We start from the raw sequence: 26,311 nt of genomic DNA, 5'->3' as shown, positions 1-26,311 counted from the left end.
GCTTGATAAACTATATGAGAAGTATTCATCAACTATTCATAGAAAAAATGAAGTGATGAACAATAGGATGTACATGGCGAGTCCCAGCTTGGTATACTCCTCCAATTTTTCTTGAGATTCTGACTCTTGAAATATAGCTTGAAGTATTTCACTTAATAAAATAATAAATACTAATCCTGTTAACCACTCAGACATTATGCCCCCCTCATTAGAAGTGAAAATTTAACTAAAATTACAACGAAGATCGCTGTGTAGAAAAAAGCAAAGGCAATGAGAAATGACAAGATACTAAGAACGAAAATCGATTTCCCGATATCATCCAAGAAATTAACTAAGTCTTCAGGTCCAAATGGTTCGATGATTGCAGCCACTAATCGATAACAAAATGCAACGCTTATCGTTTTTAGTGTCGGGATTAATACAACTAATAGAATTGTAAAAGCAATTCCTCCACCAGTTATTGATGTGATGGATGAAGAAAAACGAGTAAATGTACTCAGATTTTCAGAAAAAAATGAACCAAAGGGAACATTTTGCTGAATAATTTTTTTAATTGGCTCAGTAACTGCACTTGAAATATTCCACGAGATAAATCCTTGAACTGAGATGAAAAAACTATAAATAACGACAACTGCTGAAACTATGCTAAGTAGAGAAGTTCGAATAATGTCTGTAAATTTTGTAAATGATGTCGCTGGATGAAACCTACTAATAAAATCAAGAAGGATTGTGGTCATTAGTAAAGGAATAAGGATTCTCTCTGTTAGAACCACTGTAAATTGAATGAATACATATAAAGCGGGATTCCATATTGAAAATGCCATGGTTCCACTATTCATAAGTAATCCAGCAGCTAACACTGGATAGACACTCATGAATACAGTAATCATTTGTTTTGAATACTGTTGCATATCGTACATCGCATCTATTGCAGGGGTGAGTGTATATAGAACAGCTATGCAAAAAAGCGATAATCGTGTCCAGCGTTTTGCTTTTGGAAATAATATATCAAGTATCATCGCAAAAATGATCGCTATTAACAGAACGATAAAATATCTGGTTACACCAAAAATATAGGCATACAAGGGTTCAAGCATGTACCGTCTCACCCCCTTAATACCTGGATTATTCAATCAACAGTCTTGTCAATGTAGTAAACATTTGTTGAATCAGTGGCAACCAGTAGGAGAGTATTAATAAATGACAACTAATAGAAATAATTGGGACGAACACTTCTAAATTCACATTTCGGCACCATTCAGACAAAGCTTCAGCTAAAAATGTTAGAAATACAGAAAATAATAATACACGAGTAATAGGTAGCGTTTCTTTCGGTGCTTGTTCAAGTAAGGTTCGTATAATAGGAAAAAACATTTGAAATAATATATGAGAGAGTAAAATGAAAAAGAAAAAACTAATAAATAAAGGTGTGTACTGTGGGAGGATTTGTTGAAGTAACAACAACAGGAATATTATTACAATAATTACTAGGATAATTTGCATAGTCTACACCGAAATGGTGAGCCATTCGAAAAAAGTAGTGATTTCTTCAAAGAAATAACGTAGAAACCGCAGCATTTCAACGGTCATATATAGGTACCCAAAAACAAATAAAAAAAAGGTAAACTCTTTCTTTCCTGTTTGTTCAAAGAATAGGTGCAACAATGCAAGAATTACTCCAATCCCCGCAACCCGAATTATATCCATGAATTCCGACTTGTCCCCTCCTCAGTCTATTTATCGTATGCTCAAAAAGTAACAAACATGAAAAAAAAGTTACCAAATGCAATTTGAATGCATTTGGTAACTTTAGATTTATATTCCAAGCAGTAGCATGCGAGCACCATTTTGAATCAGGATAAAGTGGCACTTCCCGCTTTTCTTATTACTGTGCTCTTGAAACGTAAGCAGCTTCTGTTGTGTTAATAATTAACTTGTCACCTTGGTTGATAAAGAACGGTACTTGTACAGAAAGCCCAGTTTCTAAAATGGCAGATTTTGTACCACCACTAGTAGTATCACCCTTAATACCTGGTTCAGTTTCTGTTACTTCTAGGACAACAGAGTTAGGCAATTCAACACCTAAAATTTCACCTTGATACTGCATGATGTGAACTTCCATGTTTTCACGCAGGAATTTCAACTCATACTCGATTTGTTTTGATTCAAGTTCAATCTGCTCATATGATTCAGTATCCATGAAATTGTGTTGATCCCCGTTAGCATATAAATACTGCATTTTGCGATTATCAATTTGCGCTTTTTTCACTTTTTCTCCAGCGCGGAATGTTTTTTCATTCACTGCACCTGTACGAATGTTGCGCAGTTTAGAACGAACAAACGCTGCACCTTTACCTGGTTTAACATGTTGGAAATCTAGTACGCGCCAAATGCCACCATCTACTTCGATTGTTAAACCTGTTTTAAAATCATTAACTGAAATCATGTGTGTTCCCCCAAAAATTATAAGATAAGTAACTCTTTTGTAGAATGTGTTATTCTGTCAGTGCCTGTAGCTGTCATAACTGCATCATCTTCAATTCTAACACCACCGACACCTGGTAGATAAATACCCGGTTCAATCGTGATTACCATACCCTCTTCGAGAACGGTTTCCGAACGGAATGATAATCCTGGTCCTTCATGAACTTCTAATCCGATTCCATGACCTAAAGAATGACCGAATGCTTCTCCGTACCCTTTTGATTTAATGTAATCACGTGCCACAGCATCTGCTTCAATTCCAGTCATACCTGGTTTAATTTTATTCAACGACAACATTTGTGAATCTAAGACAATTTGGTAGATTTCTTTTAAATGGTCACTAGGTTCTCCAACCGCAACAGTTCTCGTTACGTCAGATACATATCCATTATACAATGCACCAAAGTCTAATGTAACAAAATCACCTTTTTCTATAATTTTATCGCTTGCGACACCGTGCGGGAGTGCCGAACGGAGACCAGATGCAACGATTATATCAAATGAAGAAGATGATGCACCTTGTTTTCGCATGAAGAACTCTAATTCATTAGAAACTTCTAATTCAGTTTTTCCAGGTGCGATAAACGTAATAATGTGATTAAAAGCCGCATCTGCAATATCTGCGGCAGCCTTAATAATCTTAATCTCTTCAGGTGTCTTAATCAAGCGTATTTTCTCTACAAGACCTGATACTGGTACAAGTTCAGTATTAACGGCCTTTTTATAGCTTTCATACATTGAATAGGTCATGTCATCTTTCTCAAAACCAACCTTTTTCACAGCCATTTTATCTAATTGAACAGTAACTTCTTCTACTAATGTTTTAGTATGTTTCACAATTTCAAATCCAGAAATTTGTTTTTCAGCCTGTTCCAAGTAACGGAAATCCGTAATAAAAATAGCTTGTTCTTTTGATATAATTGCAACTCCAGCTGTTCCGGTAAAATCAGTTATGTATCTGCGATTATAACCACTTGTTATAAGCAACGCATCAATCTCATTTTCTACTAATGCTTGACGTAATTTAGATAACTTCCCCATTTACGATTCCCCATTTCTTCTATGTAAAAATGTTTCCAGCGCTAACGTATAACCAAATGTTCCAAGACCAGAAATTTGTCCAACACAAGCGGCAGCTATAACAGATTTGTGCCGAAAACTTTCTCTACTATGGATATTAGAAATATGAACTTCAATAACCGGAATCGATATAGATAATATGGCATCACGTATCGCATAGCTAGTATGCGTATACGCTCCTGGATTAAAAATAATGCCGTCGATATTATCGTCTTCTGCAAGGTGTAACCAATCAATTAATACACCTTCATGATTGGATTGTTTACATTCGATCTGGACATTTAATGCTTGACCGCATGTAATAAGTGATTGATTCACATCTTCCAACGTTTCTGACCCATAAATTGCAGGTTCACGTTTTCCTAACCTATTTAAGTTTGGACCATTCAAACAAAGAATGTTCATCCTTTCCCCTCCTGTTGCATCACGTTCCCTTCCATTTTAGCATAACAAATGTTTGCAGCAACTACTTTCGTTTGTCCTCGTAAACTTCACGGTCATAGTAATTAATTGTTTCTGCAAGCGCTCGACAAATTAATATAATGACCGTTAATATTGGAATTGAACTCCATTTAATGTGTGTGAAATTTTGATATATAGACCACTCTAGCAAAAGCCACGTAGCACCCCCTACGACAATAGATGTTACAACTGTTGGCATTTTTTTGACAAGTAGGAACAATCCCATCACAATATTGATTGCCATAAAAACAACAAAAAGTGTAAGAAGCCACTTCACTGAAATATGCGTTTGAGAAAATATTTGTATCTTTGTCCAGTTTATTGGGTTCCAAGATATAAATTTAAATACATGTAGAAAACCTAATATACTTGTAAAAACTACAGCATGTGCAGATGATATCCAAAAATAATGAGTACCTTTCAATCAAATCACAATCCTTTCTATTATTCCATTTTTGACTGATATCACTCACTCTAATCATAGTTTCTGTGATTTGAAAAAACTTTAGTAAAATGATTGGGCTATATAAAAGTCAACATTTAGCAACAATGCACTCCTCGATATTTAGAATATTGAATTGTATTATTAACAACGTAAGAGCCTCGAAGAACATTTTGGAGTAGCAATGACTTCATATAACAAATAAATAGAAATAGAAACGCCGCCCATGTATCAAGTAAGATACAATGGGCGGCGTTTTCTTTATTATATTGATTCATTTGTGGCTATAGTCGTTTCAATACTCTGTTCTAAAGTCCACATTTAAGTTGTGCACCGCAACTCGTACATGTATTGCAGCCACCCATTTCTTCCACTGTCCCTTGTCTACATACTGGACATTTATTTCCTGCTTCAGAACCAATTGTCACCGTTGTAGAGCGTAAAGCTTGGATGGTATCTACTAATACAATCGGACGATTTTCCATGATTTTCTCTTCATAATGATGTTCATCCATTACATTTTCTTCGGCTTTAAGTGTTAATACTTGTGCATCTCGACTTCCGTCAACATACACTGTTCCACCTTTTGCTCCACCACGATACAGTCGTTCGTATACACCTTGTACTTGTTCCACTGTATATCCACGAGGTGCATTTACTGTTTTAGAAATAGAACTATCAATCCAACGTTGAATAATACACTGCACATCAGCATGAGCTTCAGGTGCTAATTCCATCGATGCTTTAAACCACTCTGGCAAATTATTAGCATCTACATGTGGATTTGCTTCTAAGTATTCACGTACAATATCAGCTTTTACTTCAATAAATTTACCTAAACGACCACTACGATAATATGTGAATGAGAAATAAGGTTCCAACCCTGTTGATACTCCAACCATTGTGCCTGTTGATCCGGTTGGTGCGACAGTTAATAAGTGAGAGTTACGAATTCCATTTTCAACAATGGATTCTCTAACATGAGGTGCCATTTTTTTCATAAATCCTGTATTAATGAAAGCTTTGCGCAATCGTTTTGTTTCTTCTTCCGTTTCACCTTGTAAGAACGGGAAACTCCCACGTTCTTTTGCAAGCTCAGCAGAAGTTTCATACGCTGCCACAGCAATTGTTTCAAATATTTGATCAACTAAAACATTACCTTCATCTGATCCATATTCTTTTTCACAATAAATTAGTAAGTCGGCAAGTCCCATAACACCAAGACCAACACGACGTTCACCTCGGGCTTGTACTTCGTTCTCTTCTAAGAAGTAAGGCGTTGCATCAATCACGTTATCTTGCATACGTACACCGACACGCACCGTTTCTTTTAGGCCTTCAAAATCGACTGTTTTCGACTCTTTTTGAGCAAATTGCGCTAAATTAACAGCTGCCAAGTTGCATACTGAATAAGGTGCTAAAGGTTGTTCTCCACATGGATTCGTTGCTACAACTTGTTGTCCATATGCTTTTGCATTGGTCATTTCATTTGCATTATCAATAAAGAAAATCCCAGGTTCTGCTGAGTATGTTGCGCAAATGTTAATTAAATTCCATAAGTCTTTCGCTTTCATCGTACGATAAGTACGTACGCTATGGCCTTGTTTTTCCCATTCACGAATGTCTCCAATTTCATGCCATTTCTCATTATAAATAGCCATTTCTTCTGAAGTGTAAGTTTCAACAGCTGGGAATCGAAGTGCATGATCGCCATCTAGTTCTACTTCTTTCATAAAATCATCAGTTAGCGTAACTGAAATATTAGCACCAGTTAAAAACTCTGAATTGTTTACGCTGTAAGTACCACCATCTGTTAACTTTGTTTCTGCATCGCGGATAATTCCATCACTAAATCCACCTAGACCAGGTATTGCCTTGTAATTAACTATCCCTTGATACATCGCTTCTTCTTGCTGTGTTAAAGATTTAAAGTTAAGTTTATCTTTTGCTAGTTCTTTGATGGTTTCATCCTCTGTATTCTCGATTAAAAAGCGAAGAATTCTAGGATTTTGCATTTTTGAAATAATAAATTCCGCAATATCAGGATGCCAATCAGCTAGCATGATCATTTGAGCACCACGTCGGCTACCACCTTGTTCAACTAGATGAGTTAACTTCGCGATATCGTCTAACCATGATACTGAGCCAGATGATTTTCCGTTTACACCTTTCGCAAGCGTATTACGTGGACGTAGTGTTGATCCATTCGTTCCAACGCCACCACCACGACTCATGATTTCCATCACTTGTTTACGATGATCAGAAATCCCTTCACGCGAATCCGGCACAAAAGGCATAACATAACAGTTGAAATAGGTTACATCGGTACCTGCTCCTGCTCCATAAAGAACTCGTCCAGCAGGTATAAATTTCAATGCTACCAATTGTTCATAAAACTTTTGGAACCACTCTTGTTTCTTTTCTTCAGTTGTTTCTACTGATGCTAATCCAGTTGCATTACGTTTTGCAATTTGCTCATAATAAACTTCCAATGGTTTTTCAATAACATGAATTGATCGATTAACGATTCCCATTTTTTGTTCCGTTGGGTCATCAATGGCACTTCGGTAGTCCTCTTCAATTATTACTCTTGCTTTGTTTGTTGCACGGTCTATAGAGACAATATAGCCTAAGCCACGAGCTGGGAATTTAGGATCTTCTTTCACCGTTAATACGACGAAATCTCCTGCTTTCAACGTTTCCTTTGACATATCTTTAAACGAATAACGATCGAGCATTACTAACCGAGAAACACCTTTGTGAGTCAATGTCATGTCTGGTGTAATGGGATGAACTTGAGTGAAAGATGCTATGTCCTGATTCAATGCATTAATGTTCAATTTACCAATCGTATCGTTAGAAATTAGTACCATAATTCATTCCTCCTATGTAAGGTCCAAAACACTATATATAGTGTGTATAATTAAATATATTACTACATATTGATATTTAAATCAATTGAAGCGCATGTATGGTCGAACATACATACGCAACGTCTATAGGTAAATATTCCTTATTTTATATTAAAAATATTACTTTATACCCTCTATTTCCGGTAAGTCCAATCATCATTTGCATAACGCCTAGTTTCTAACGCTTTTACATATTCTATTTGGTCATTTGTCAGAGAATAAGGCTCAAGATTAACATTTAATCCCTCTGCAAATCCACTTTTAAATGCTTCTATACATTCTTCAATGGTTGCGGGAGTCTTCCGAATACGATTAATCGCAACTGCTTTTTCAGATAATCCCCTAAGAACACGAGCTTTCATCTCTTCAGATCTATAGTTAAATAAAGATACGAGTTTGTCTTCATCCAAATCGAGTAAGATCGCTCCGTGCTGTAGAATAACACCTTTTTGTCGCGTTTGTGCACTACCTGCTACTTTCTTACCTTCTACTACCAACTCATACCAAGATGGTGTATCAAAACAAACAGCACTTTTAGGGTTTTTTAAATCACTTTTTTTCTCTTCTGTATCAGGCACTGAAAAATAGGCATCTAACCCAAGTTTTTGAAATCCAATTAATAATCCTTCGCTTAAAACGCGATATGCTTCGGTAACTGTCCTAGGCATATTTGGATAGTCTTCACTAACAATCACACTATATGTTAACTCATGTTCATGCAAAACTCCTCGACCACCAGTTGGACGACGAACAAAACCTAAATTGTGCTTTTTAACTTCTTCCATATTAATTTCTTTAGCTACATTTTGGAAGTAACCAATAGATAATGTTGCAGGATTCCATCTGTAAAAACGTATAACTGGTGGGAGGAGTCCTTCACTATGCCAGTCTAGTAACGCTTCATCTAACGCCATGTTAAAGGATGGACGACAAGCGCCAGAATTAATAAAATACCAAATCGGTTTAGACATGTATTTTCCTCCTCGCAATGCTATTTATATTAACAAAATGATTGTACTGTGGCTACTGTTTATTTTTTAGACTAAGAAAATGGGAGCATTCACTTTTTTCATCTGCTTCTGAAATACACTTCTGTATAAGGCAACAACATCAAGGTCCGATAATTTTTTATCATACCACTTCGTTATCGGTCGATTTAGCATGCCAATCGTACTATGATGGGTAAGATATTTTTAAGATGGCTAAACTCACTTGCAATTTCATTGGTTTCTTTTATCTATTATACTAAAAAGGAACATATGATCCTTTTTTGACCATTTTTTTAGTTGAAAGCAATTCATTTCCTCTTAAAAAAGTGGGTTTTCTATCTATAAACTTGTATAATAAGAACATAGAGAGAGAAAGGGGAAATAAGTTGTGGAGTATTTATATATTATTGCTGCCGGTTTATTTGGGTTAGTGATCTATTTTTTAATTTCATCACTCCGATTAAAAAAAGCCGTGTCAGTTTTATCGCAAGAACAATTTATTGAGGGCTACCGAAAAGCACAACTTGTAGACGTACGTGAACCAAAAGAATTTGACGGAGGCCACATTTTAGGTTCTCGTAACATTCCTTCATCACAAATGCGTCAACGGTTTAAAGAAATTCGTCCAGACAAGCCCGTCTATTTATATTGCCAAAATAGCGCAAGAAGTGCACGTACAGCTTTGTTTTTAAAGAAAAAAGGATGCACACAGATTTATCAATTAAAAGGCGGTTTCCGTCAATGGACTGGTAAAATAAAAACAAAATAAGTATATTAAGGTTCTTCCATTTGGAGGAACCTTTTTTCTTCTAAAGAGTAATGCTAGGAAAGTACTATTAATTTGTGTGTAAGCTGAAGTAAGGATTTTACAGCTTCTCCTTGGAAACTTTAGTCGCTTGATGCGAAAAGAAAAGGGCTATACTCTTTCATGTTCTGGGTTACGAGCAAGAAACCGTTGTCGAACAAAATGGCTAAAAGTTTATACTTGCTTCTCTATTAAAAAAGGGTCTTCCCGCTCTCGCGGAAAGACCCTTTTTTATATTTCTTTATATTTTATTATAACGTAAAACTGGTGTACGTGCTGCTTTGGTCTCGTCCAAACGTTTAATTACCGTTGAATGAGGTGCCTGTTGGACGATTTCTGGCGTCTCTTCTACTTCTTTAGCTATTTGTATCATAGCATCGATAAACGCGTCTAATGTTTCTTTAGACTCTGTCTCCGTCGGTTCAATCATCATCGCTTCTTCCACATTTAATGGGAAGTAAATTGTAGGTGGGTGATAGCCAAAGTCAAGAAGACGTTTTGCCATATCTAATGTACGCACGCCTAGTTTCTTTTGACGACGACCACTTAAAACAAATTCATGCTTACAATGACGATCATAAGGCAAGTCAAAGTGCGGTTGTAAACGACGCATCATATAATTTGCATTGAGTACTGCATATTCAGTGATGGCTTTCAAACCATCTGGACCCATTGAACGAATATACGTGTACGCTCTTACGTTAATACCAAAGTTTCCATAAAAAGGTTTAACTCGTCCGATTGATTGAGGACGGTTATAATCGAAGTGGTATCTTTCTCCTGTTTTCACTAAAACTGGTTTTGGTAAGAATGGAATCAAGTCTTTCTTCACGCCCACTGGACCCGAACCTGGACCACCGCCACCGTGTGGACCTGTGAAAGTTTTATGCAAGTTTAAGTGCACACAGTCAAAGCCCATATCTCCTGGACGTGCTTTAGACATTACTGCATTTAAGTTTGCTCCATCATAATACAATTTACCACCTACACCATGAATAATTGAAGCCATTTCTAAAATGTTTTCTTCAAATAAGCCTAGTGTGTTTGGGTTTGTTAACATTAATGCTGCCGTATCATCACCAACAACACGTTTTAAGTCCTCTAAGTCGACTAATCCATTTTCATCAGACTTAACTGTTATCGTATCGAATCCCGCAACAGTTGCAGATGCAGGGTTCGTACCGTGTGCAGAGTCAGGAACAATAACTTTAGTACGTTGTGTATCGCCATTTGCTAAATGGTATGCGCGGATCATCATAAGTGCAGTCCATTCACCGTGTGCTCCAGCAGCAGGTTGTAGTGTTAAATCGTCCATACCTGTAATTTCAATTAAATGTTCTTGCAAATCATACATTAATTCCAATGCACCTTGAACTGTATCTTCATCTTGAAGAGGATGAATATCTGCAAATCCAGGGAAACGTGCAACGGATTCATTGATTTTCGGATTATATTTCATCGTACATGATCCAAGTGGATAGAATCCTGAATCGACACCATGGTTACGTTTTGATAATGCTGTATAATGTCTCATAATATCTAGCTCAGATACTTCAGGGAGTTCTGCAAGTTCTTCGCGAAGCAAACCTTCAGGTAATAAAGATGATAAATCTACTTCCGGAATATCAAGTTCTGGCAAACTGTAGCCAATACGACCTGGTTTTGTTATTTCAAAAATTAGTGGTTGATTATCTTTATGCACGGAAAGACCCCATTTCTTGCACAAGCGCATCGATTTCTTCTTTTGTTCGTTGTTCAGTAACTGCGATTAACGCATGTCCTTCTAACTTTTCATCAACTTTACCCAAGTCAAATCCACCGATTATTCCTACTTTAAATAATTCTTTGTTTAGTGCAGATACAGAACCCTTAACATTTACAACGATTTCATTGAAATGTGCACCTTGGTACACAACTTCAAATCCTGCTGCTTCAAACGTTTTTTTAGCATAGTTTGTTTTTAAAATATTTTGTGCAGCGATTTCTTGAGCACCTTTTTTACCAAGAGCTGTCATAGCAACAGAAGCAGCAAGTGCGTTTAACGCTTGGTTTGAACAGATGTTCGAAGTCGCTTTATCACGACGAATATGTTGTTCACGTGCTTGTAGTGTTAATACATAGCCACGGCGCCCAACTTCATCAGTAGTTTCACCTACTAGACGACCAGGGACTTTACGCATTAATTTTTTTGTTACTGCGAAGTATCCACAGTGTGGTCCTCCGAATGATTCTGGAATACCGAAGGGTTGAGCATCCCCAACTACAATATCTGCCCCTAATTTTCCTGGTGAAGTTAAGATACCAAGTGCAAGTGGGTTTGAAGAAACGACTAATAAGGCTTTTGCTTCATGTGTCATACCTTCCATTTTGCGAATATCTTCTATTTGACCATAGAAATTTGGATATTGAACTAAAACAGCGGCTGTATCTTCATCAATCATATTGTTTAGAGCATCGATATCCGTTATTCCATCTTTAGTTGGCACTTGAACTACTTCAATCGATTGACCTAATGCATACATGCGTACGACATCTTGAGATTCAGGGTTAACTGCTCCTGATATAAGAAGTTTTTTTCGTTTAGTATGTCCAGCAGCAAGCGTTCCCGCTTCAGCTAATGCAGTACCACCGTCATACATCGAAGAGTTTGCTAAATCCATTCCTGTTAATTCACAAATCATTGTTTGGAATTCAAAGATAGCTTGCAATTCACCTTGAGAAATTTCTGGCTGGTAAGGTGTGTAAGCCGTATAAAACTCCGAACGAGAAATGACATGATCGACGATAATTGGCTTATAGTGATCATATACACCAGCACCTAAGAATGAAGCATAAGCTTTACTATCTGCATTTTTCGCAGCCATTTGAGACAACTCTTTTAGTAAAGATGACTCTGATTTAGCCGGTTTAATATTATATTGTCCTTGAAAGCGTACTTTCTCAGGTATATCAGAAAACAGTTCATCTATAGAAGAAACACCAATGGTTTCTAACATTTCCTTTTGATCTTGTTCTGTCATTGGTAAATAACGATGTTTCATTGGGTCATGACCTCTTTCCAACAATTATTTTTGACGTTTATAAAACGGTGTTGCAACGGTGACAGCCTTCAAGCGCTTACCGCGAATCTCTACTTCAACTTCAGTACCAAGCTCACTAAATTTACTTTGAATTAAACCTAAACCAATGTTCTTCTTAAGCGTTGGTGACTGCGTGCCTGTAGTAACTTCACCAATTTTTTGATCATCTTTAAAAATTGTATAGCCATGTCTAGGTATTCCCTTATCAATCATTTCAAGGCCCACTAACTTGCGTGGAATTCCCGCTTCTTTTTGTGCAACAAGAGCTTTTTGACCATTAAAGTTATCTTCTTTTTTCAATTTAACAGCAAAACCGATACCCGCTTCAAGAGGAGAGATATCTTTAGATAGCTCTTGGCCATAAAGGGCTAAGCATGACTCAAAACGAAGTGTGTCTCGTGAACCAAGACCACAAGGTAGAACTCCATCTTTTTCGCCTTCTTGTAAAATCAAATCCCATAATGCGACAATTGAAGCCGGATCTCCGTAAATTTCAAATCCATCTTCGCCTGTATAGCCCGTTCGAGAAACTAATGCATCATAATCGCCAACTTTTACATTTGTTTTAAATTTAAAGAAGCCAATTTCAGATAAATTTTCTTTTGTAAGTCTTTGTAAAACTGTTTCTGCTAAAGGACCTTGCAAAGCAAGTTGACCATATGAATTCGAGACATTAGTTATAATAGTGTCATCAAACACAAAATTTTTCATCCATTCAAAATCTTTTTCTATATTTGAGGCATTTACGACTAGTAAATAATCATCTTGTTCAATTTTATAAACAAGTAAATCATCAACCGTGCCACCATCTTCATAACACATCGCATTATATTGGGCTTGTCCACTTTTTAACTTAGACACATCATTTGTCAATAATTTTTGTAAGTATACAAGGCTATCTTTACCACGAACTGTAATTTCACCCATATGTGATACATCAAACAACCCAGCTTTAGTTCTAACGGTTTCATGCTCTACTTTAATACTTGAAAATTGGACAGGTAATTCCCATCCACCAAAGTCAATTGTTTTACCTCCGTATGTTTTATACGAATCAAATAAAGGTGTACGTTTTAAATTTTCTGACAATTTAATTTCCTCCTCTTGTCATAACGGGCAAAAATTGTCCTTTCAGGCATATATGCTTTAATAAATAAGGCTGACCTAATCGGCAATTAAATATACTTTTCTTCACTTTAAATAGTAGAGAATTAAGATATTTAATGGCTACACAAAAAAGGACAGAGAATTCCCTATAACTGGGAATTCTCTGTCCTGGTACCTGAAAGTTTACCTGAAATCGGCTTTCCTCTTTGGTAGCTATATGAAATCATAGCGTTCTCCAGAGATGCGTCCTATACGAGTCTTTTTTACCTGAGAGATTCGTAGCTTCTACTTGCTCCTTCGGTGACGCGACTTGCGCGTTCTCTCCCCGTATACTCATCCGCCCAAAACATGTGTTTTGGTATATAAAGAAATCAATGTACTAAAGCGCTTACCGCTTTTTTATATCCTAACATTGATTGGATGTAAGCACAATCTTTTTTGTGTTTATGACCGAAAGACGAACGCTTTTAATTGAATTTCACTTATTGTTCGACTTTAAGCGATTTACTTGAAATGCAGCATATTCAGTTATTTGTCTCAATGAGCGACCTTGAGTTCTTATTGTAATGTGTGTTGCAGCTTTATAAAATCTTTTTCTAGTTGTATACAACGCTTCTAAGTCTTCCCGAGTAGAAGCCTGCACAATCGGTCTGTTGACATCTCGATGAATACGTTTCCAAATATCTGCGAATGTAGCATCTAAAAACAACACTAAACCTGTTTGCCGCATAACTTTAGTGTTGCTAGGATTAACTGCCACTCCGCCCCCTGTCGACACAATACACCATTCATCTCGAAATGTTTTAAGAAATTCATGTTCTTGTTGACGAAAGAACGCTTCTCCGTATTTCGCAAAAATTTCTGGGATACTCATCCCTATCTTTTTTACGATTTCTTGGTCCATATCGTAATAAGGAATTTTAAGCAAAAAACTTAAACGTCTACCGATTGCACTTTTTCCTGATCCCATAAAGCCAATTAAGTAAATTTTTTTCATACTTCTACCCCACTCACTTACTACAAATCGTCATAAAACGACTACTATCGCTAATTTTCCATTTTTTTAATAGTAGCAGATATATAACGACTTTCCAACATCTCATATATATTCATCTGAGAAATGTAGGAGGTAACGAAGTAAAGAAGTAAACTAGACACAATAAACAATAAGACAATAGCTACAGGAAGTAAGAAACCATTTTCATTGTGAGGATACAAATACTTCATACGTACGTTCCTCTTTTCGCCCACTTGCAAACTCTACACGGATGACTACTTGATTTTCTATAACTCGCATATCGCATGATTTAACACCGATTAACATGGGTTCATGTCCTAGACGATTTTTTTGTTTACGAATGAGCAATGGATAACATTCAATATCATACTCAAACCCATCTTTTATATATCGAATTCCAGAATGATTAATTTGCTCTTGTATCAAAGAAACTGAAGACACGTAACTTTCCATATCCACTGAAAACATTTCCCAATCAACGGTTTCCGAATAAAAGAAATGCTTTTCTACTTGTTTAAACCAAACTGAATAAAACAAAATAAGTTGAGAAAACAGCAGCAATACAGTTAATTGAAGAATGGAGTCAATTAAGGTATAGCCTTTATTTGTTAATAAGTGTCGCATGATTCGTAACTCACCTCAAAAATCACATAGTTCACACATAGAATTGGACTGCTCCACTCCCACACGAAATCCACATCATCTAAGATGACTACCCCTGATATATCCCCATTTTTTATAGCTGTTGCCGCTTGATTTTTAGTAATGGCCACATGTAATGCCTCTCTCTTTTCTGCTAACTGCAGTTTCATAAGGTTAGTAAAAGGCATCAATGTCCCAAATATCAAAAATAAAATGCTGACAGTTAAGATCGTTTCAACAAAAGAAAATCCTTGATTATTGTTCAAGCATCAAACGTCCTTTCCCGATATGAACACGGACAATTTTTAACCCTCCAGGTGTACTAAAAACAAGTGTTCCAAACTTTTCAATATTTCCATTCGCATGAAAGGCAACTTCAGTAATCGTGCTGCCTTGTGACAAACTATATCCTTTAGGCAACTCCCGATCAAAAAGAGAATCATATAGTGATCTTCTCCCTATGTACCGAGTCCCACCAGAATCAAAAATTAATTTGAAATATCTTTCTTCTACCAATGCTTTCAATTGTATGTGAGCTACATCAAGTTTTAGTTGATTATAAAACAAATCAAATGTGTGTTTATCAACATAACGATTATTCATATATAAAGTACTTGAGCTGATTACCATAACGATCATCAATACAAGTAGTAATTCGAGCAAGGAATATCCTTTATTATCAAGTTGCACTTTCTGTTACACGTCCTGTTGTTAAATCAATTTCAATTCCTTTACCATTCGGACATGTTGTTTCTCCAGTATTTAAGTATTCAAATTCTACTAACTCATCAATTGTGGGCACCGTTTTTACATCGATTCGGTAAGATTCAACTTGTCCTTGAACCATTTTAATATAAGCTTCGCAGCCTTTTTTATCAATCGTCGCTGAGTGTTTTGTAACGTTTGGAATAGCAATTAATATTAAAACCGATATGATTAACAAAACAATCATCATTTCAATTAAAGTGAATCCCTTTTGGCATGTAATTTTTTTCATTTCTTTTCCCCCTTTTAGATAAAGTCGATCATTCCATAGACTGGCAATAGTATGGATAAATAAGCAGCTAGAATACAAATAGCTAATACCCCAAATAACACAGGTTGGACAAATGATAACCACCTTGTTAAAGATGCTTCAGTTTGTTCATTTAATAAATCACTATAGATTAATAACTCCCGGTCTAAGTGACCACTCGCTTCTCCATGTGAAATATACGTAGGAAAGTCATCAATAAAACAGTCAGATAACTGTACAGCTTGCTTTAAGGATTCTCCCACTAATACTGAACTGTAAATATCCTCTGAAATAACTTGTAAGTAAGGTTGAAATTTTTGCTGTTTAAGTACATTTAAAGCATGCTGTAAAGATAATCCACTCGCTAATAACGTCCCTAATTCTTGCGAAAAACTCTTTGTCCACATTAATTTCATCCATTTTGAAAAAACTGGCATCTTCTTCAAGATGTTAACTTGATACGCTACCGGATATCTTTTAATTTTCCATTGAACAGCTAAAGCTATTAAAAATAATAAAATACAAAAACTTAATAAAGCATCAGGTAAATGAAGCATCGTACTCGTCAAATTCATTGTAGTAGAAGAACTTGTTGCTTGTCGTGATGATGCAAGTAATTCCATATTAGGTAGAAAATATATTCTGAATGCAACAAACAATCCAGCTAACATGCTAAATAAAAATATGGGATACATCACAACTTTTTTCAGACTCGCTTTTGCTCGATCGACCATGGCAATATGTGTTTGGAGAACAAGTAAAGCTTGATGTAATTTCCCATGTTCCTCTGCCATTTGAATTGATAATAAATAACTTGTCGGAATTCCTAAAGCCATTAACACCGAGGTTACTCCATCTCCATTTTTCAATTGAGAGGATAGTTTTTTTTGTGCCTCTTCACTCGATTTCACATGATGAGGCAACAACATGATAAGTGATGCATAAAATGTGTATCCTTCTTGTAATAAAGAAGAAAGTCTTTTCAAAAACTGAGCTTGTTTTTTCTTTGGAATTTGGCGATCCTTTATCTCAATATGTGATTGGAGGTACTTGAATAACACCCATCTCAACCCCTCTTTTAAACTGAGCATTAAGTGTAAATTCTTGAGGCATTTTAAAAGTCCTGCCATCTTTGATTTCTTCTATCGCTTGTTCAAGTGTGTTCCCATATAAAATTTCATACAAAGATGAACGATTTGGAATAACTCGATCATCTTCCCTATCATAAGACGTAATAACCAGTTGTTGACTAGTTATCCCTAATAATGCTTGCTGCAAATCGTCAATCGGTATTCCTAAATCCATTAATCGATATAAACACCCTACTGGATTTTTCGCATGAACGGTAGTAATGACTAAATGACCTGTTAGAGATGCTTGAACAGCTGCTCGAGCTGTTTCTACGTCACGAATCTCTCCAATCATAATGACATCTGGAGAATGTCGTAATATCGCTTTTAATCCTGAAGCATATGAAATGCCAGAGCGCTCATTTACTTGAATTTGAAGTAAATGAGATTGACTATTTTCTACTGGATCTTCTAAAGAAATTACATGCCTACTTAGTTGATGTGCACTGTAACTAGTTAATGAATACATGGTGGTAGTTTTTCCACAACCAGTTGGACCTGTAATACATATAAGTCCTTGACGAGCCATCATTAGCTCATGTAGTAATTGCGCCGTTTCTTTAAACAGAGATAGTTCGTGCAAAGGCTTAGAATCATCATGCAATTGGACTCTAATTACCAAACTTTCTTTATTTTGAACAGATGGCAACGTTGAAACACGAAATGAACATATTTGAGAATTGAAGGTTTCTTGAAATGAACCACTTTGAGGTTTTCGTTTTTCACTGATATCGAGAGAGGATAAAAACTTGAAGTATGAAATCATGCGATCCCCTATATCCAGGTGAAGCTTTCCTGCAGGGACAAGTTTTGTGTGTAACCGAAAATAAATCGTGTATAGTCCTCTAGTTGGAATTAAATGAATATCTGAAGCACGAGCTAGAACTGCCCGATTTATCAACTCTTCACTTTTCTGTTCGATGATATTCAATAATTCACTCATAAATTTTACCATTCACCCTAAACAGGTAAGGACCGCTCTTCACCCGTCTCGTATACTATAGCGGCTGATTGTATATTAGGAAATGTTTTTCATCAAAATTAAAATTTCCTACCTTTTTAGGTAGGAAATTTTAATTTTGCTCACTAAACTGCGGGGAATAATTTTCTTTTGCGGCAAAAAGTACCTAGATGTTCTGGTTGGTACCCCACCACTAATTGTTTTCCATCAGTTAAAATAGGTCTTCTTAATAATTTCGGGTTTTTCACAATTAATTCGACTACTTGAGATAATGGTAAATCTTCAATATCTAAATTTAATTCTTTAAATGATTGACTACGCGTTGCTAAGATTTCGTCTAGGCCTTCTGTTGTTAAAGATAACAAAAAAATAAGTTCTTCTACCGTTGGTGTTTGACGAAATAAATGTCTTTCTTCAAAATCAATTTGATTTGCCATTAACCATTTTTTCGTTTTTCGGCAAGATGTACAAGATGGATACGTATAAAACTTGAGTTCAGTCAATTTAACCCCTCCAAATTAAGTTTTTCGTTATACGTATTGTACAATATTTGTACAATGTTTGTCACCTATTATTTATTATTAATTTATAGCCTTTTTAGTAGATAACCTCGCTTAAACTAATAAAATTAAGATTATTTTCGAAAAGATTTGATAACTTCCACGGTATTGTCACATTCTTAAGACATTCTAGAGTTTACATCTAGGAATAAAATCCTTTATAATGGGGGAGAGATAAATGTATAGTTGTAAAAGGAGGGGTCTACTCATGAACAATATGTATAAAGTGATGGGTTTCTGGACAGGAATTTTCGCAGTTATGTTATATTTAGGTGATATGTATACGGCATCATTATTATTATTAGCAAACACAGGCTTATTCATTCTTTTAGGTTTCTTAAACCTTTCAGAACGCATGTACATCTATATCTTTGGTGCGTATTTAACAGTATTCTTTGCTGGCTTCAGTTACTATACGACATTCATTCATGTCCCTGGTACTCACTAAGAACCGTTTAGGAGATCTTGGACTTCAAAGTGGAGCATGCTATTTTGCGTTGACATTGAAGTTGTGAAACAGATGTGGACGTGCCTCCGGATTTAGAAATTATTAACGAACACAAAAAAGACAGTCAATTAAATTGACTGTCTTTTTTGTATTTTATTAAAAACCGTTTAGAAATGGATTTTGATTCATTTCTTCTTGTGGAGTCGTTGGGTTACCATGACCTGGATAACAAATAGTGTTCTCAGGCAATGTGAGCAGCTTGTTATGAATGGATTGAATTAACTCTTTATCATTACCATGAGGCAAGTCTGTTCTACCTATGCTACCTTGGAACAGGGTATCTCCGACAATAGCAAATCCATCCTCTTCAAACCAGTAGGTGATACTTCCTGGCGAATGACCAGGTGTATAAAACATATAACATGAAAATGGGCCGATTTCTAACTGTCCTTCTCCTTCAATCAAAACGTCTGCAGGTTTACATTCAACTAATGGAAGTTCTCTAAAACGGGCTGAACCATTTTTAGTTGAATCAGCTAACCAACTTTTTTCCGCTTGATGAATATAAACTGGAATTTTAAAGAATTCTCTTACAACATCAACAGCACCAATATGGTCAAAATGAGCATGCGTTAATAGTATTGCCAATGGCTTCAACTGCAATCTTCGAATTTCTTTTAATAATGTTTCTCCTTGTTCACCTGGGTCGATAATCAAACAATGTTTTTCTTTATTGGATATCACATAACAATTCGTTTGTAATGGCCCTAGTGGAAACGTTCGTATATTTAGCATGTGCTTCACCTCTAGTTAATTGTAGCAGAAAGTGTTTAAACATATATCCTCGTTCATACATTCGACACTTATTAATCCTCGACAAAACCTTTATTAAAACTTATAATAAGTAAGAAAACTTTATTCGAAAGTCATTTTTTGATGTCAAAAGGAGTGTCTATAATGAACTTATTAATGGTTATTTTTGGCCTTGTTGCAATTTTTGCTGCTGTTGGTACTTATCAATCATTTAAAGAAAAAAATCTTTTAGGTTTAGTCTTTAATTTTGGTACTTTTGCGGTTTTCGGATTTTTCACAGTAATGACGATCTTGAACCAGGGCTATCCACCTAGTTTACACTAATATATAAAAAAGCTGACGTTTACTTTAAACGTCAGCTTTTTTATATATTTTACCTCTTGCACAGTAATTTAATAAACTACACCTAGTGCCGCCTAGAAGTAAGAATGTATAAGCCACTTGACTCAATTACGACGCATGCACTTTCTTCTAGAAATGATGGAATAGACATAATGAGTCAAGTAAGGAGGTCTCATCTAAATTAGTGGATATATTTACGTTTAAATTCATATCCTCTTCAAAATAAGTTATTCATATGTTTTTCAAGAAAGAAAAAACCACCAAAAATGATACACATTTTTGGTGGTTTTTAAAAGAGTTATTTACCCTCAGTTGTTTCATCAATTAAAAGATTTCCTGTTTTTTGATCATAAAAACGAAGTAAATCTCCATTAATGATTTCATCAGAATATCCCAGTTCTTCTGCTGCACGTTCAATATAAGGTGCACATGCCTCTGCTTCTGTTTCTTCGCCTGTTTCTTTGTCATAACAGATATCTCCCGCATAAACCACTTCATCAGTAACAAAACGACCATCGCGGAATACGATAAACTCTTCATGATCTTTAGAGAAGACATCGGCACCTAGTTGCATATCTTTACTTGTTTCAACACCAAGTAAATGTAGTAATGTTGGACGGATATCAATCTGTCCAACTACATCTTCCACTACTTCACCTTGATTAGAACCTGGAATATGGATAAACATCGGAACACGCTGTAATTGCGCACTTTCAAACGGTGTAACTTCTTTCCCTAAATATTGCCCCATTGCTTCATTATGATTTTCGGAAATACCATAATGGTCACCGTACATCATAATAATTGAGTTTTCGTACAATCCTTTTTCTTTTAAGTCATCGAATAAAGCCTTAACTGCTTCATCCGTATAACGAACGGTTTGGAAATAACGATTCAATGTACCAGAATTGGAATCAAACTCAGGGATAAGTTTATCTTCTTCATCCAAATGAAATGGAAAGTGATTTGTTAATGTCAGTAATCGAGAATAAAAGGGTTGAGGCATTTCTGCCATGTGTTCAACAGATTGTTCCATGAATGGAATATCTTTCATTCCCCAATTAACTGCTTGGCCTTCTGCGATATCATAACTTTCGACATCATAGAATTCCTCCACATTTAGTGCATTATACATCATATCTCGGTTCCAAAAACTCTTGTTGTTTGCATGCATAACATTTGTAAAATAACCTTTTTCTCCTAATCTTTCAGCCATTGAATTATACGTATTCCCACTATGTGTAAAGAATACAGCACTATTACCTAAAGGGTATAATCCATTTTCAACTAAAAACTCGGAGTCAGACGTTTTTCCTAGTCCAGTTTGATGATAAAAGTTCGGGAAGTAAAAAGTATCTTTATCCTTTGATAGTTCATTCAAGAATGGCGTGACCACTTCCCCATTCATTTCCTCGTTAATCGTAAATGTTTGTAATGACTCTAAGGTAACAATAATTAAGTTTTTGCCTTCAGCAGTCCCAAACATCTCATCATTTGGTTTTGCTTGATTTGAACGAACATAGTTATTTACTTCAACTAACTCACTACCATCCGCTAACGCACGTTTTGCGTGAGACTTTGATTGAATATAAATATCGTACACATGGTAATTGTAAGTTCCGATATTTTTCACTAATAATTCACGATCAAAGCTTCGTGTTAAAAGTTGTGGACGCTCAGTTTCCGCAAGTCCTAAATTTAAGAATAGGATAGCAGCAGCTAACACAAAATAAGCACGACGAATGGCTGGTTTGACAATTACTGCTTCTTTCGCATTTGGCAACCATTTCATCGCTACAAATAACAATATAACGTCAATGAAGTACAATACATCTGTAAAATAGATGCTCTCTGCTGCAGATGCGCCTAAATCTCCGAAGTTACTCGTTTGAAATAATACTGGCAGTGTAATAAAGTCACTAAAGAAGCGATAAAATGCAACGTTTGCGTACAAAATAAATGCTAAAATTGAACTTGTTATTAACAAATATCGATTTCTACCTTTAACTGATTTAAAGAATAATGAAACACCATAAATTGCCAGCAAAAAGCTCAATGGGTTTATAAACAATATCACTTGTTGCATGAAATTTTCAATTTTCATATCAAAACTAATATGGTATATCACGTATGTTTTAATCCAGGTAAGTAAAATGGCTGCCGCCAAAATCGAATGTTTAAGGTATCTTTTATTCTTCATTCCTTACATCCTCCTATTAACTTTCGTATTCCTAATTTTTATCCGTAAAAAGTAGTCGTACAATCCCTATTTATAAAATAGGATCAAACGATACCCGTCTAATTAAATAGTTGTTACTTGTATATCAATAAAGCAATATTACATACCTTATTGAAACAAGGTTCATATTATTCCAAGATAGAAAAGAAACATTAGTCAATCTTAATCTTTCTTTTACAATAAAGCAACTTCACATTAACAAAGCACATGTATACTATTACATATGTCTCAAATTCTTAAATACCCTTTATAAGACGAATGAAACCTTTGAAAGTTTCATCTTTTTAAAAATTAAGTAGAAAAAGATAATTCTCACACACAAAAAAACAACTGGAATCCGCTTATGGTCCCAATTGTTTCATATTTTATTTTTCTATTACACGTTTCCATCATCTTTGATAAAATCGGTTTGTCGGATTGATATACAAATAAACTATATTTTCGAACACTCGATACGTGTTGACTCAGTTAAAATATATTCTACAGGAAGGTCATATCGTTCAACAGGAACTTCTTCAACAATTTGACTAGTAAATGCAAGAGCAATAGTTGTCCCTTCATAGCCACTTAAGAAACGGTCATAATAGCCCCCACCAAACCCAATCCGGTATCCCTTCTTATTAAAAACTACACCCGGTACGATTAGCACGCCTATTTGTGATGCTTCGACCTTTTTGGTGACATTGGGAATCGGCTCGTTTAGTTTCATATAAACAACTTCAAGTTGATCAAAGGATTCAATTTCATAAAATGTCATACCTCGCGTTAATGGTTCACATTTCGGGACTGCTACTCTTTTTCCTCTCTTCCAAAGTTCTTCAATTAGCCCCCAAGTATCAACTTCTGGGAAAGACGATAAAGTAATACCGATGACCTGTGCTTTTTTTATACTTTCTTCTACTAATATTTTCTTATGTATTTTATGTGAATTTTGTTGATGTTCGAGTAAATCAAGATTATTTAATACTTGTAAGGTAATTTTTCGTAATATAGACTTTTCCAATTAGATTCCTCCATGAAAAAAACCAAAACCTAAGAAGGTTTTGGTTAAATGGTTTTATTTTGTTTCACGGTGTGTAGTCATTTTCTTTTCACGTGAGCAATATTTTTTCATTTCAAGACGTTCCGGATTGTTACGCTTGTTTTTCTTTGAAATATAGTTGCGCTCGCCGCAATCTGTGCAAGCAAGTGTGATGTTAACGCGCATCATTATCCCTCCACTCTAATCAGGATTCATTTTAATTTTTTTTGAGCATGATTTATACGACTAACCCATTATAGCACAGCTCATTGAAATATCTACTATTAAGTTGTAAATATTTATAGACACAGAAAGAGAAAGACAAAAGGTATCTTTGTCCAATGAATTTTAATTATTTAATTCGTAATGACGCCCTTTTACCATATAAATTAATTCTTCCGCAATATTTGTTGCATGATCGGCCGATCGTTCTAAGTAACGACAAACGAAAGCCAATTGTGTCACTTGACTTAATGATTTTGGGTTATCAGAACCCTCTTTTAATAGTTGGTGAATTGTTTGTCCATATAAGTTATCTACTTGGTCATCAAGTTCTGCAACTTTACGTGCTTCTTCAATATTTTCTTCAATAAATGCTTTCATTACCTCATTAAGCATGGTTATCGTAATTGTTCGCATTTTTTCAATATTATTAATTGGAGATGCAAATTCAGTTTTTCCCATACGAATAGTTTCTTTTGCAATGTTCACTGCGTAGTCACCTACTCGTTCCATATCATGCGCTGCCTTTATATAAACGATTAAACGACGTAAGTCTGTAGCAACAGGTTGTTGCTTCGCTATTAATAAAATCACACGATCGTTTATTTCTTCTTCTAAACGATTGATATACACGTCATTTTCAATAATTGATAATGCATCATCAACTTCATAACTAATCAAAGCATTAAAAGATTTATTTAGTGTAGAAATCGCTAGACTACTAAGTGCTATAAACTGATCTTGAACCTCTTTAAGCTCTTGTTCAAATTTTTCTCTAACTACCATAATTATTTACCCCCTTCTTGATCAACCAAAGCGTCCTGAAATGTAATCTTCTGTTCGTTTGTCAGAAGGTGTAGAAAAAATGGTATCCGTGTGATCAAACTCAACAATTTCTCCATTTAAGAAGAATGCTGTTTGATCAGAAATACGAGCTGCTTGTTGCATATTATGTGTCACGATAATGATCGAATAGTTTTCTTTTAGTTCTTGTACCAACTCTTCAACTTTCAGTGTCGAAATTGGATCAAGAGCTGATGTAGGCTCATCCATTAAAATTACATCTGGTTCAATAGCAAGAGCACGTGCGATACAAATACGTTGTTGTTGTCCACCAGATACACTGTAAGCATTATCGTTTAATCTGTCTTTAACTTCTTCCCAAATGGCAGCACCACGCAAACTTTTCTCTACAATTTCATCTAATATTTTCTTGTTTTTTATTCCATGAATACGAGGACCGTATGCAATATTATCATAAATTGATTTTGGGAAAGGATTTGGTTTTTGGAATACCATTCCTACTTTCGTGCGCAGTTCCTCTACATCATAATTCGCATCCAAAATATTGCGATCGCGATAAATTATTTGTCCGGAAGTTTTGACAGATGGTACTAACTCCACCATACGATTCAACGTTTTAATATATGTTGATTTCCCACAACCCGAAGGTCCGATAATCGCTGTTACTTCATTTTCTTTTATTGCTAAATCAATATTTTTCAAAGCATGGTGATTGCCATACCATAAATTTAGTTGTCGTGTATCATAAACAATTTTTTTATCTATAAATTCTAGATTTTCATTACTTTTATTTGCTGTTTTTATATTCTTCACTTTTAATTGAACCATTTTAAAACCCTCCTGTGCCGCATAGGCTTAATAGCGTTTTTGAAACTTATTTCGAATTATCACAGCAATTGAATTCATAGCTAATAGGAAAATCATCAAGACAATAATTCCTGCTGCCGCAACGCTTTGATATGCTTCCTGTGGTCGTTTTGCCCAGTCAAAAATCTGCATTGGCATGGCAGTGAATTGACTAAGAAAGTTTTCTGGTAAGAATTGTATAATAACTGGAATTCCGATTACAACCAGTGGTGCCGTTTCCCCAATTGCTCGCGAAAGCGCTAAAATTCCACCTGTTAAAATACCAGGGATTGCTGATGGAAGGACAACTTTTGCAATGGTTTGCCATTTGGTAGCACCCATTGCATACGAAGCTTCACGTAATTCTTTTGGTACTGCTCGAATTGATTCTTGAGAGGCAACCACTATAACAGGTAGTATGAGTAAACTCATCGTAAATCCTGCAGCTAAAATACTATTTCCTAGTGATAATGCTCTAACAAATATTGTTAAACCAAGTAAACCAAATACAACTGATGGAACTCCCGCTAAATTAGCGATATTCATGCGAATAAAACTATTAATTTTATTTTTTGTCGCGTATTCCTCTAAATAAATAGCTGATCCAACACCTAGAATTAATGATACTGGCGCTACAACCGCCATCATCCAAAGCGAACCAACAAGTGCTGCCTTTATTCCTGCTTTTTCAGGAAAACGCGAAGAAAAATTCATGAAAAAGTCAGGTGTTAAAAAACCCATGCCTTGACTAATAATTCGGTAAAACAACACACCTAAAGTTAATAAAGCAAATAATGTTGCCACCAAGAATATTGCTTGAAATATCTTGTTTACAATCATTCTGCCACTCATACGTTTGACAACGGATGCATGATCAATATATCTCATT

31 protein-coding genes and 1 riboswitch are annotated in these 26,311 nt (G+C 35.5%); of the genes, 3 read left to right on the top strand and 28 right to left on the bottom strand.

Features of this window, described 5'->3' with window-relative positions; all coding sequences use genetic code 11:
- Window positions 1-36: 36 nt before the first annotated feature.
- The 10 genes from E2636_RS18935 to E2636_RS07195 all read right to left on the bottom strand — a co-directional run bounded on the left by E2636_RS18935 (window position 37) and on the right by E2636_RS07195 (window position 8,351).
- Window positions 37-195 carry a hypothetical protein gene (locus E2636_RS18935; RefSeq protein ID WP_166669491.1) on the bottom strand — a complete coding sequence of 53 codons (159 nt, stop codon included), beginning with the start codon at window positions 193-195 and terminating at the stop codon, window positions 37-39.
- Window positions 195-1,097: a stage III sporulation protein AE gene (locus E2636_RS07235; protein ID WP_017380073.1), complete on the bottom strand. Its 903-nt coding sequence runs from the start codon at window positions 1,095-1,097 to the stop codon at window positions 195-197. The genes E2636_RS18935 and E2636_RS07235 overlap by 1 nt, the downstream gene beginning before the upstream one ends.
- Before the next feature lie 28 nt (window positions 1,098-1,125).
- Window positions 1,126-1,503 (bottom strand): hypothetical protein, encoded by a 378-nt coding sequence (locus E2636_RS07230; protein WP_134209597.1) that lies wholly within the window; start codon window positions 1,501-1,503, stop codon window positions 1,126-1,128.
- A 3-nt stretch (window positions 1,504-1,506) separates the two neighbouring features.
- Window positions 1,507-1,707: a SpoIIIAC/SpoIIIAD family protein gene (locus E2636_RS07225; protein ID WP_017380075.1), complete on the bottom strand. Its 201-nt coding sequence runs from the start codon at window positions 1,705-1,707 to the stop codon at window positions 1,507-1,509.
- Window positions 1,708-1,885: 178 nt separating this feature from the next.
- The gene (gene efp / locus E2636_RS07220; protein ID WP_134209596.1) at window positions 1,886-2,446 is read right to left on the bottom strand and encodes an elongation factor P; all 561 of its coding nucleotides are present in this window, start codon (window positions 2,444-2,446) and stop codon (window positions 1,886-1,888) included.
- A gap of 17 nt (window positions 2,447-2,463) precedes the next feature.
- Window positions 2,464-3,525, bottom strand: a complete 1,062-nt coding sequence (locus tag E2636_RS07215) for an aminopeptidase P family protein (protein ID WP_134209595.1) — start codon at window positions 3,523-3,525, stop codon at window positions 2,464-2,466.
- Window positions 3,526-3,969 (bottom strand): type II 3-dehydroquinate dehydratase, encoded by a 444-nt coding sequence (aroQ, locus tag E2636_RS07210; RefSeq protein WP_134209594.1) that lies wholly within the window; start codon window positions 3,967-3,969, stop codon window positions 3,526-3,528.
- Between the two features lie 61 nt (window positions 3,970-4,030).
- Window positions 4,031-4,270 carry a hypothetical protein gene (locus tag E2636_RS19330; RefSeq protein WP_243840741.1) on the bottom strand — a complete coding sequence of 80 codons (240 nt, stop codon included), beginning with the start codon at window positions 4,268-4,270 and terminating at the stop codon, window positions 4,031-4,033.
- A gap of 506 nt (window positions 4,271-4,776) precedes the next feature.
- Window positions 4,777-7,341 carry a vitamin B12-dependent ribonucleotide reductase gene (locus E2636_RS07200; RefSeq protein ID WP_134209592.1) on the bottom strand — a complete coding sequence of 855 codons (2,565 nt, stop codon included), beginning with the start codon at window positions 7,339-7,341 and terminating at the stop codon, window positions 4,777-4,779.
- 173 nt (window positions 7,342-7,514) lie between these two features.
- Window positions 7,515-8,351, bottom strand: a complete 837-nt coding sequence (locus tag E2636_RS07195; protein ID WP_134209591.1) for a lipoate--protein ligase family protein — start codon at window positions 8,349-8,351, stop codon at window positions 7,515-7,517.
- Window positions 8,352-8,757: 406 nt separating this feature from the next.
- On the opposite strand from E2636_RS07195, the gene E2636_RS07190 reads away from it, so the two are divergent.
- Window positions 8,758-9,138, top strand: coding sequence for a rhodanese-like domain-containing protein (locus tag E2636_RS07190; protein WP_017380082.1), 381 nt, complete (start codon window positions 8,758-8,760; stop codon window positions 9,136-9,138).
- Between the two features lie 277 nt (window positions 9,139-9,415).
- Here E2636_RS07190 and gcvPB read toward each other — a convergent pair whose 3' ends face one another.
- The 11 genes from gcvPB to E2636_RS07130 form a co-directional block, all read right to left on the bottom strand.
- Window positions 9,416-10,906 (bottom strand): aminomethyl-transferring glycine dehydrogenase subunit GcvPB, encoded by a 1,491-nt coding sequence (gene gcvPB, locus E2636_RS07185; protein ID WP_407670284.1) that lies wholly within the window; start codon window positions 10,904-10,906, stop codon window positions 9,416-9,418.
- The gene (gene gcvPA / locus E2636_RS07180; RefSeq protein WP_134209589.1) at window positions 10,869-12,215 is read right to left on the bottom strand and encodes an aminomethyl-transferring glycine dehydrogenase subunit GcvPA; all 1,347 of its coding nucleotides are present in this window, start codon (window positions 12,213-12,215) and stop codon (window positions 10,869-10,871) included. The genes gcvPB and gcvPA overlap by 38 nt, the downstream gene beginning before the upstream one ends.
- Before the next feature lie 24 nt (window positions 12,216-12,239).
- A complete protein-coding gene (gene gcvT / locus E2636_RS07175) occupies window positions 12,240-13,343 on the bottom strand; it encodes a glycine cleavage system aminomethyltransferase GcvT (protein WP_134209588.1) in 1,104 nt (367 codons plus the stop codon).
- 262 nt (window positions 13,344-13,605) lie between these two features.
- Window positions 13,606-13,698: riboswitch (glycine riboswitch) on the bottom strand.
- Window positions 13,699-13,839: 141 nt separating this feature from the next.
- The gene (locus E2636_RS07170) at window positions 13,840-14,358 is read right to left on the bottom strand and encodes a shikimate kinase (protein ID WP_134209587.1); all 519 of its coding nucleotides are present in this window, start codon (window positions 14,356-14,358) and stop codon (window positions 13,840-13,842) included.
- 204 nt (window positions 14,359-14,562) lie between these two features.
- A complete protein-coding gene (gene comGF, locus E2636_RS07160; RefSeq protein WP_134209585.1) occupies window positions 14,563-15,003 on the bottom strand; it encodes a competence type IV pilus minor pilin ComGF in 441 nt (146 codons plus the stop codon).
- Window positions 14,988-15,287 carry a hypothetical protein gene (locus E2636_RS07155; protein WP_134209584.1) on the bottom strand — a complete coding sequence of 100 codons (300 nt, stop codon included), beginning with the start codon at window positions 15,285-15,287 and terminating at the stop codon, window positions 14,988-14,990. The genes comGF and E2636_RS07155 overlap by 16 nt, the downstream gene beginning before the upstream one ends.
- On the bottom strand, window positions 15,277-15,711 hold the full coding sequence (locus E2636_RS07150; RefSeq protein ID WP_243840740.1) for a hypothetical protein: 435 nt from the start codon (window positions 15,709-15,711) through the stop codon (window positions 15,277-15,279). The genes E2636_RS07155 and E2636_RS07150 overlap by 11 nt, the downstream gene beginning before the upstream one ends.
- Complete coding sequence (gene comGC / locus E2636_RS07145; RefSeq protein ID WP_134209583.1) at window positions 15,701-16,018, bottom strand: competence type IV pilus major pilin ComGC; 318 nt, start codon at window positions 16,016-16,018, stop codon at window positions 15,701-15,703. Before comGC ends, E2636_RS07150 begins: the two co-directional genes overlap by 11 nt.
- Before the next feature lie 14 nt (window positions 16,019-16,032).
- On the bottom strand, window positions 16,033-17,097 hold the full coding sequence (gene comGB / locus E2636_RS07140) for a competence type IV pilus assembly protein ComGB (RefSeq protein WP_134209582.1): 1,065 nt from the start codon (window positions 17,095-17,097) through the stop codon (window positions 16,033-16,035).
- Complete coding sequence (gene comGA / locus E2636_RS07135; protein WP_243840739.1) at window positions 17,066-18,109, bottom strand: competence type IV pilus ATPase ComGA; 1,044 nt, start codon at window positions 18,107-18,109, stop codon at window positions 17,066-17,068. Before comGA ends, comGB begins: the two co-directional genes overlap by 32 nt.
- A 143-nt stretch (window positions 18,110-18,252) precedes the next feature.
- A complete protein-coding gene (locus tag E2636_RS07130) occupies window positions 18,253-18,630 on the bottom strand; it encodes a Spx/MgsR family RNA polymerase-binding regulatory protein (RefSeq protein WP_134209580.1) in 378 nt (125 codons plus the stop codon).
- A 265-nt stretch (window positions 18,631-18,895) separates the two neighbouring features.
- On the opposite strand from E2636_RS07130, the gene E2636_RS07125 reads away from it, so the two are divergent.
- On the top strand, window positions 18,896-19,135 hold the full coding sequence (locus E2636_RS07125; RefSeq protein WP_017380096.1) for a DUF2626 domain-containing protein: 240 nt from the start codon (window positions 18,896-18,898) through the stop codon (window positions 19,133-19,135).
- A gap of 156 nt (window positions 19,136-19,291) precedes the next feature.
- Here the strand turns inward: E2636_RS07125 and E2636_RS07120 are convergent, their stop codons facing one another.
- Window positions 19,292-19,930, bottom strand: coding sequence for an MBL fold metallo-hydrolase (locus E2636_RS07120; RefSeq protein ID WP_134209579.1), 639 nt, complete (start codon window positions 19,928-19,930; stop codon window positions 19,292-19,294).
- 162 nt (window positions 19,931-20,092) lie between these two features.
- Here E2636_RS07120 and E2636_RS07115 point away from each other — a divergent pair, with 162 nt between their 5' ends.
- Complete coding sequence (locus E2636_RS07115; RefSeq protein ID WP_134209578.1) at window positions 20,093-20,272, top strand: DUF2759 domain-containing protein; 180 nt, start codon at window positions 20,093-20,095, stop codon at window positions 20,270-20,272.
- 316 nt (window positions 20,273-20,588) lie between these two features.
- Here E2636_RS07115 and E2636_RS07110 read toward each other — a convergent pair whose 3' ends face one another.
- The 6 genes from E2636_RS07110 to pstA all read right to left on the bottom strand — a co-directional run bounded on the left by E2636_RS07110 (window position 20,589) and on the right by pstA (window position 26,310).
- Complete coding sequence (locus E2636_RS07110) at window positions 20,589-22,490, bottom strand: LTA synthase family protein (protein WP_134209577.1); 1,902 nt, start codon at window positions 22,488-22,490, stop codon at window positions 20,589-20,591.
- 472 nt (window positions 22,491-22,962) lie between these two features.
- Complete coding sequence (locus E2636_RS07105; protein ID WP_134209576.1) at window positions 22,963-23,532, bottom strand: 5-formyltetrahydrofolate cyclo-ligase; 570 nt, start codon at window positions 23,530-23,532, stop codon at window positions 22,963-22,965.
- A gap of 54 nt (window positions 23,533-23,586) precedes the next feature.
- Complete coding sequence (gene rpmG / locus E2636_RS07100; protein WP_017380101.1) at window positions 23,587-23,736, bottom strand: 50S ribosomal protein L33; 150 nt, start codon at window positions 23,734-23,736, stop codon at window positions 23,587-23,589.
- 162 nt (window positions 23,737-23,898) lie between these two features.
- Window positions 23,899-24,558: a phosphate signaling complex protein PhoU gene (gene phoU, locus E2636_RS07095; protein WP_134209575.1), complete on the bottom strand. Its 660-nt coding sequence runs from the start codon at window positions 24,556-24,558 to the stop codon at window positions 23,899-23,901.
- A gap of 21 nt (window positions 24,559-24,579) precedes the next feature.
- A complete protein-coding gene (gene pstB / locus E2636_RS07090; protein ID WP_134209574.1) occupies window positions 24,580-25,404 on the bottom strand; it encodes a phosphate ABC transporter ATP-binding protein PstB in 825 nt (274 codons plus the stop codon).
- Window positions 25,405-25,431: 27 nt separating this feature from the next.
- Entirely contained in the window at window positions 25,432-26,310 is an 879-nt protein-coding gene (pstA, locus tag E2636_RS07085) for a phosphate ABC transporter permease PstA (protein WP_134209573.1), read from the bottom strand.
- Window position 26,311 lies beyond the last annotated feature (1 nt).

The sequence above is a fragment of the Paenisporosarcina antarctica genome, assembly GCF_004367585.1.
Classification (GTDB): Bacteria; Bacillota; Bacilli; order Bacillales_A; family Planococcaceae; genus Paenisporosarcina; species Paenisporosarcina antarctica.
This window is presented reverse-complemented; position numbering and strand designations above follow the sequence as displayed.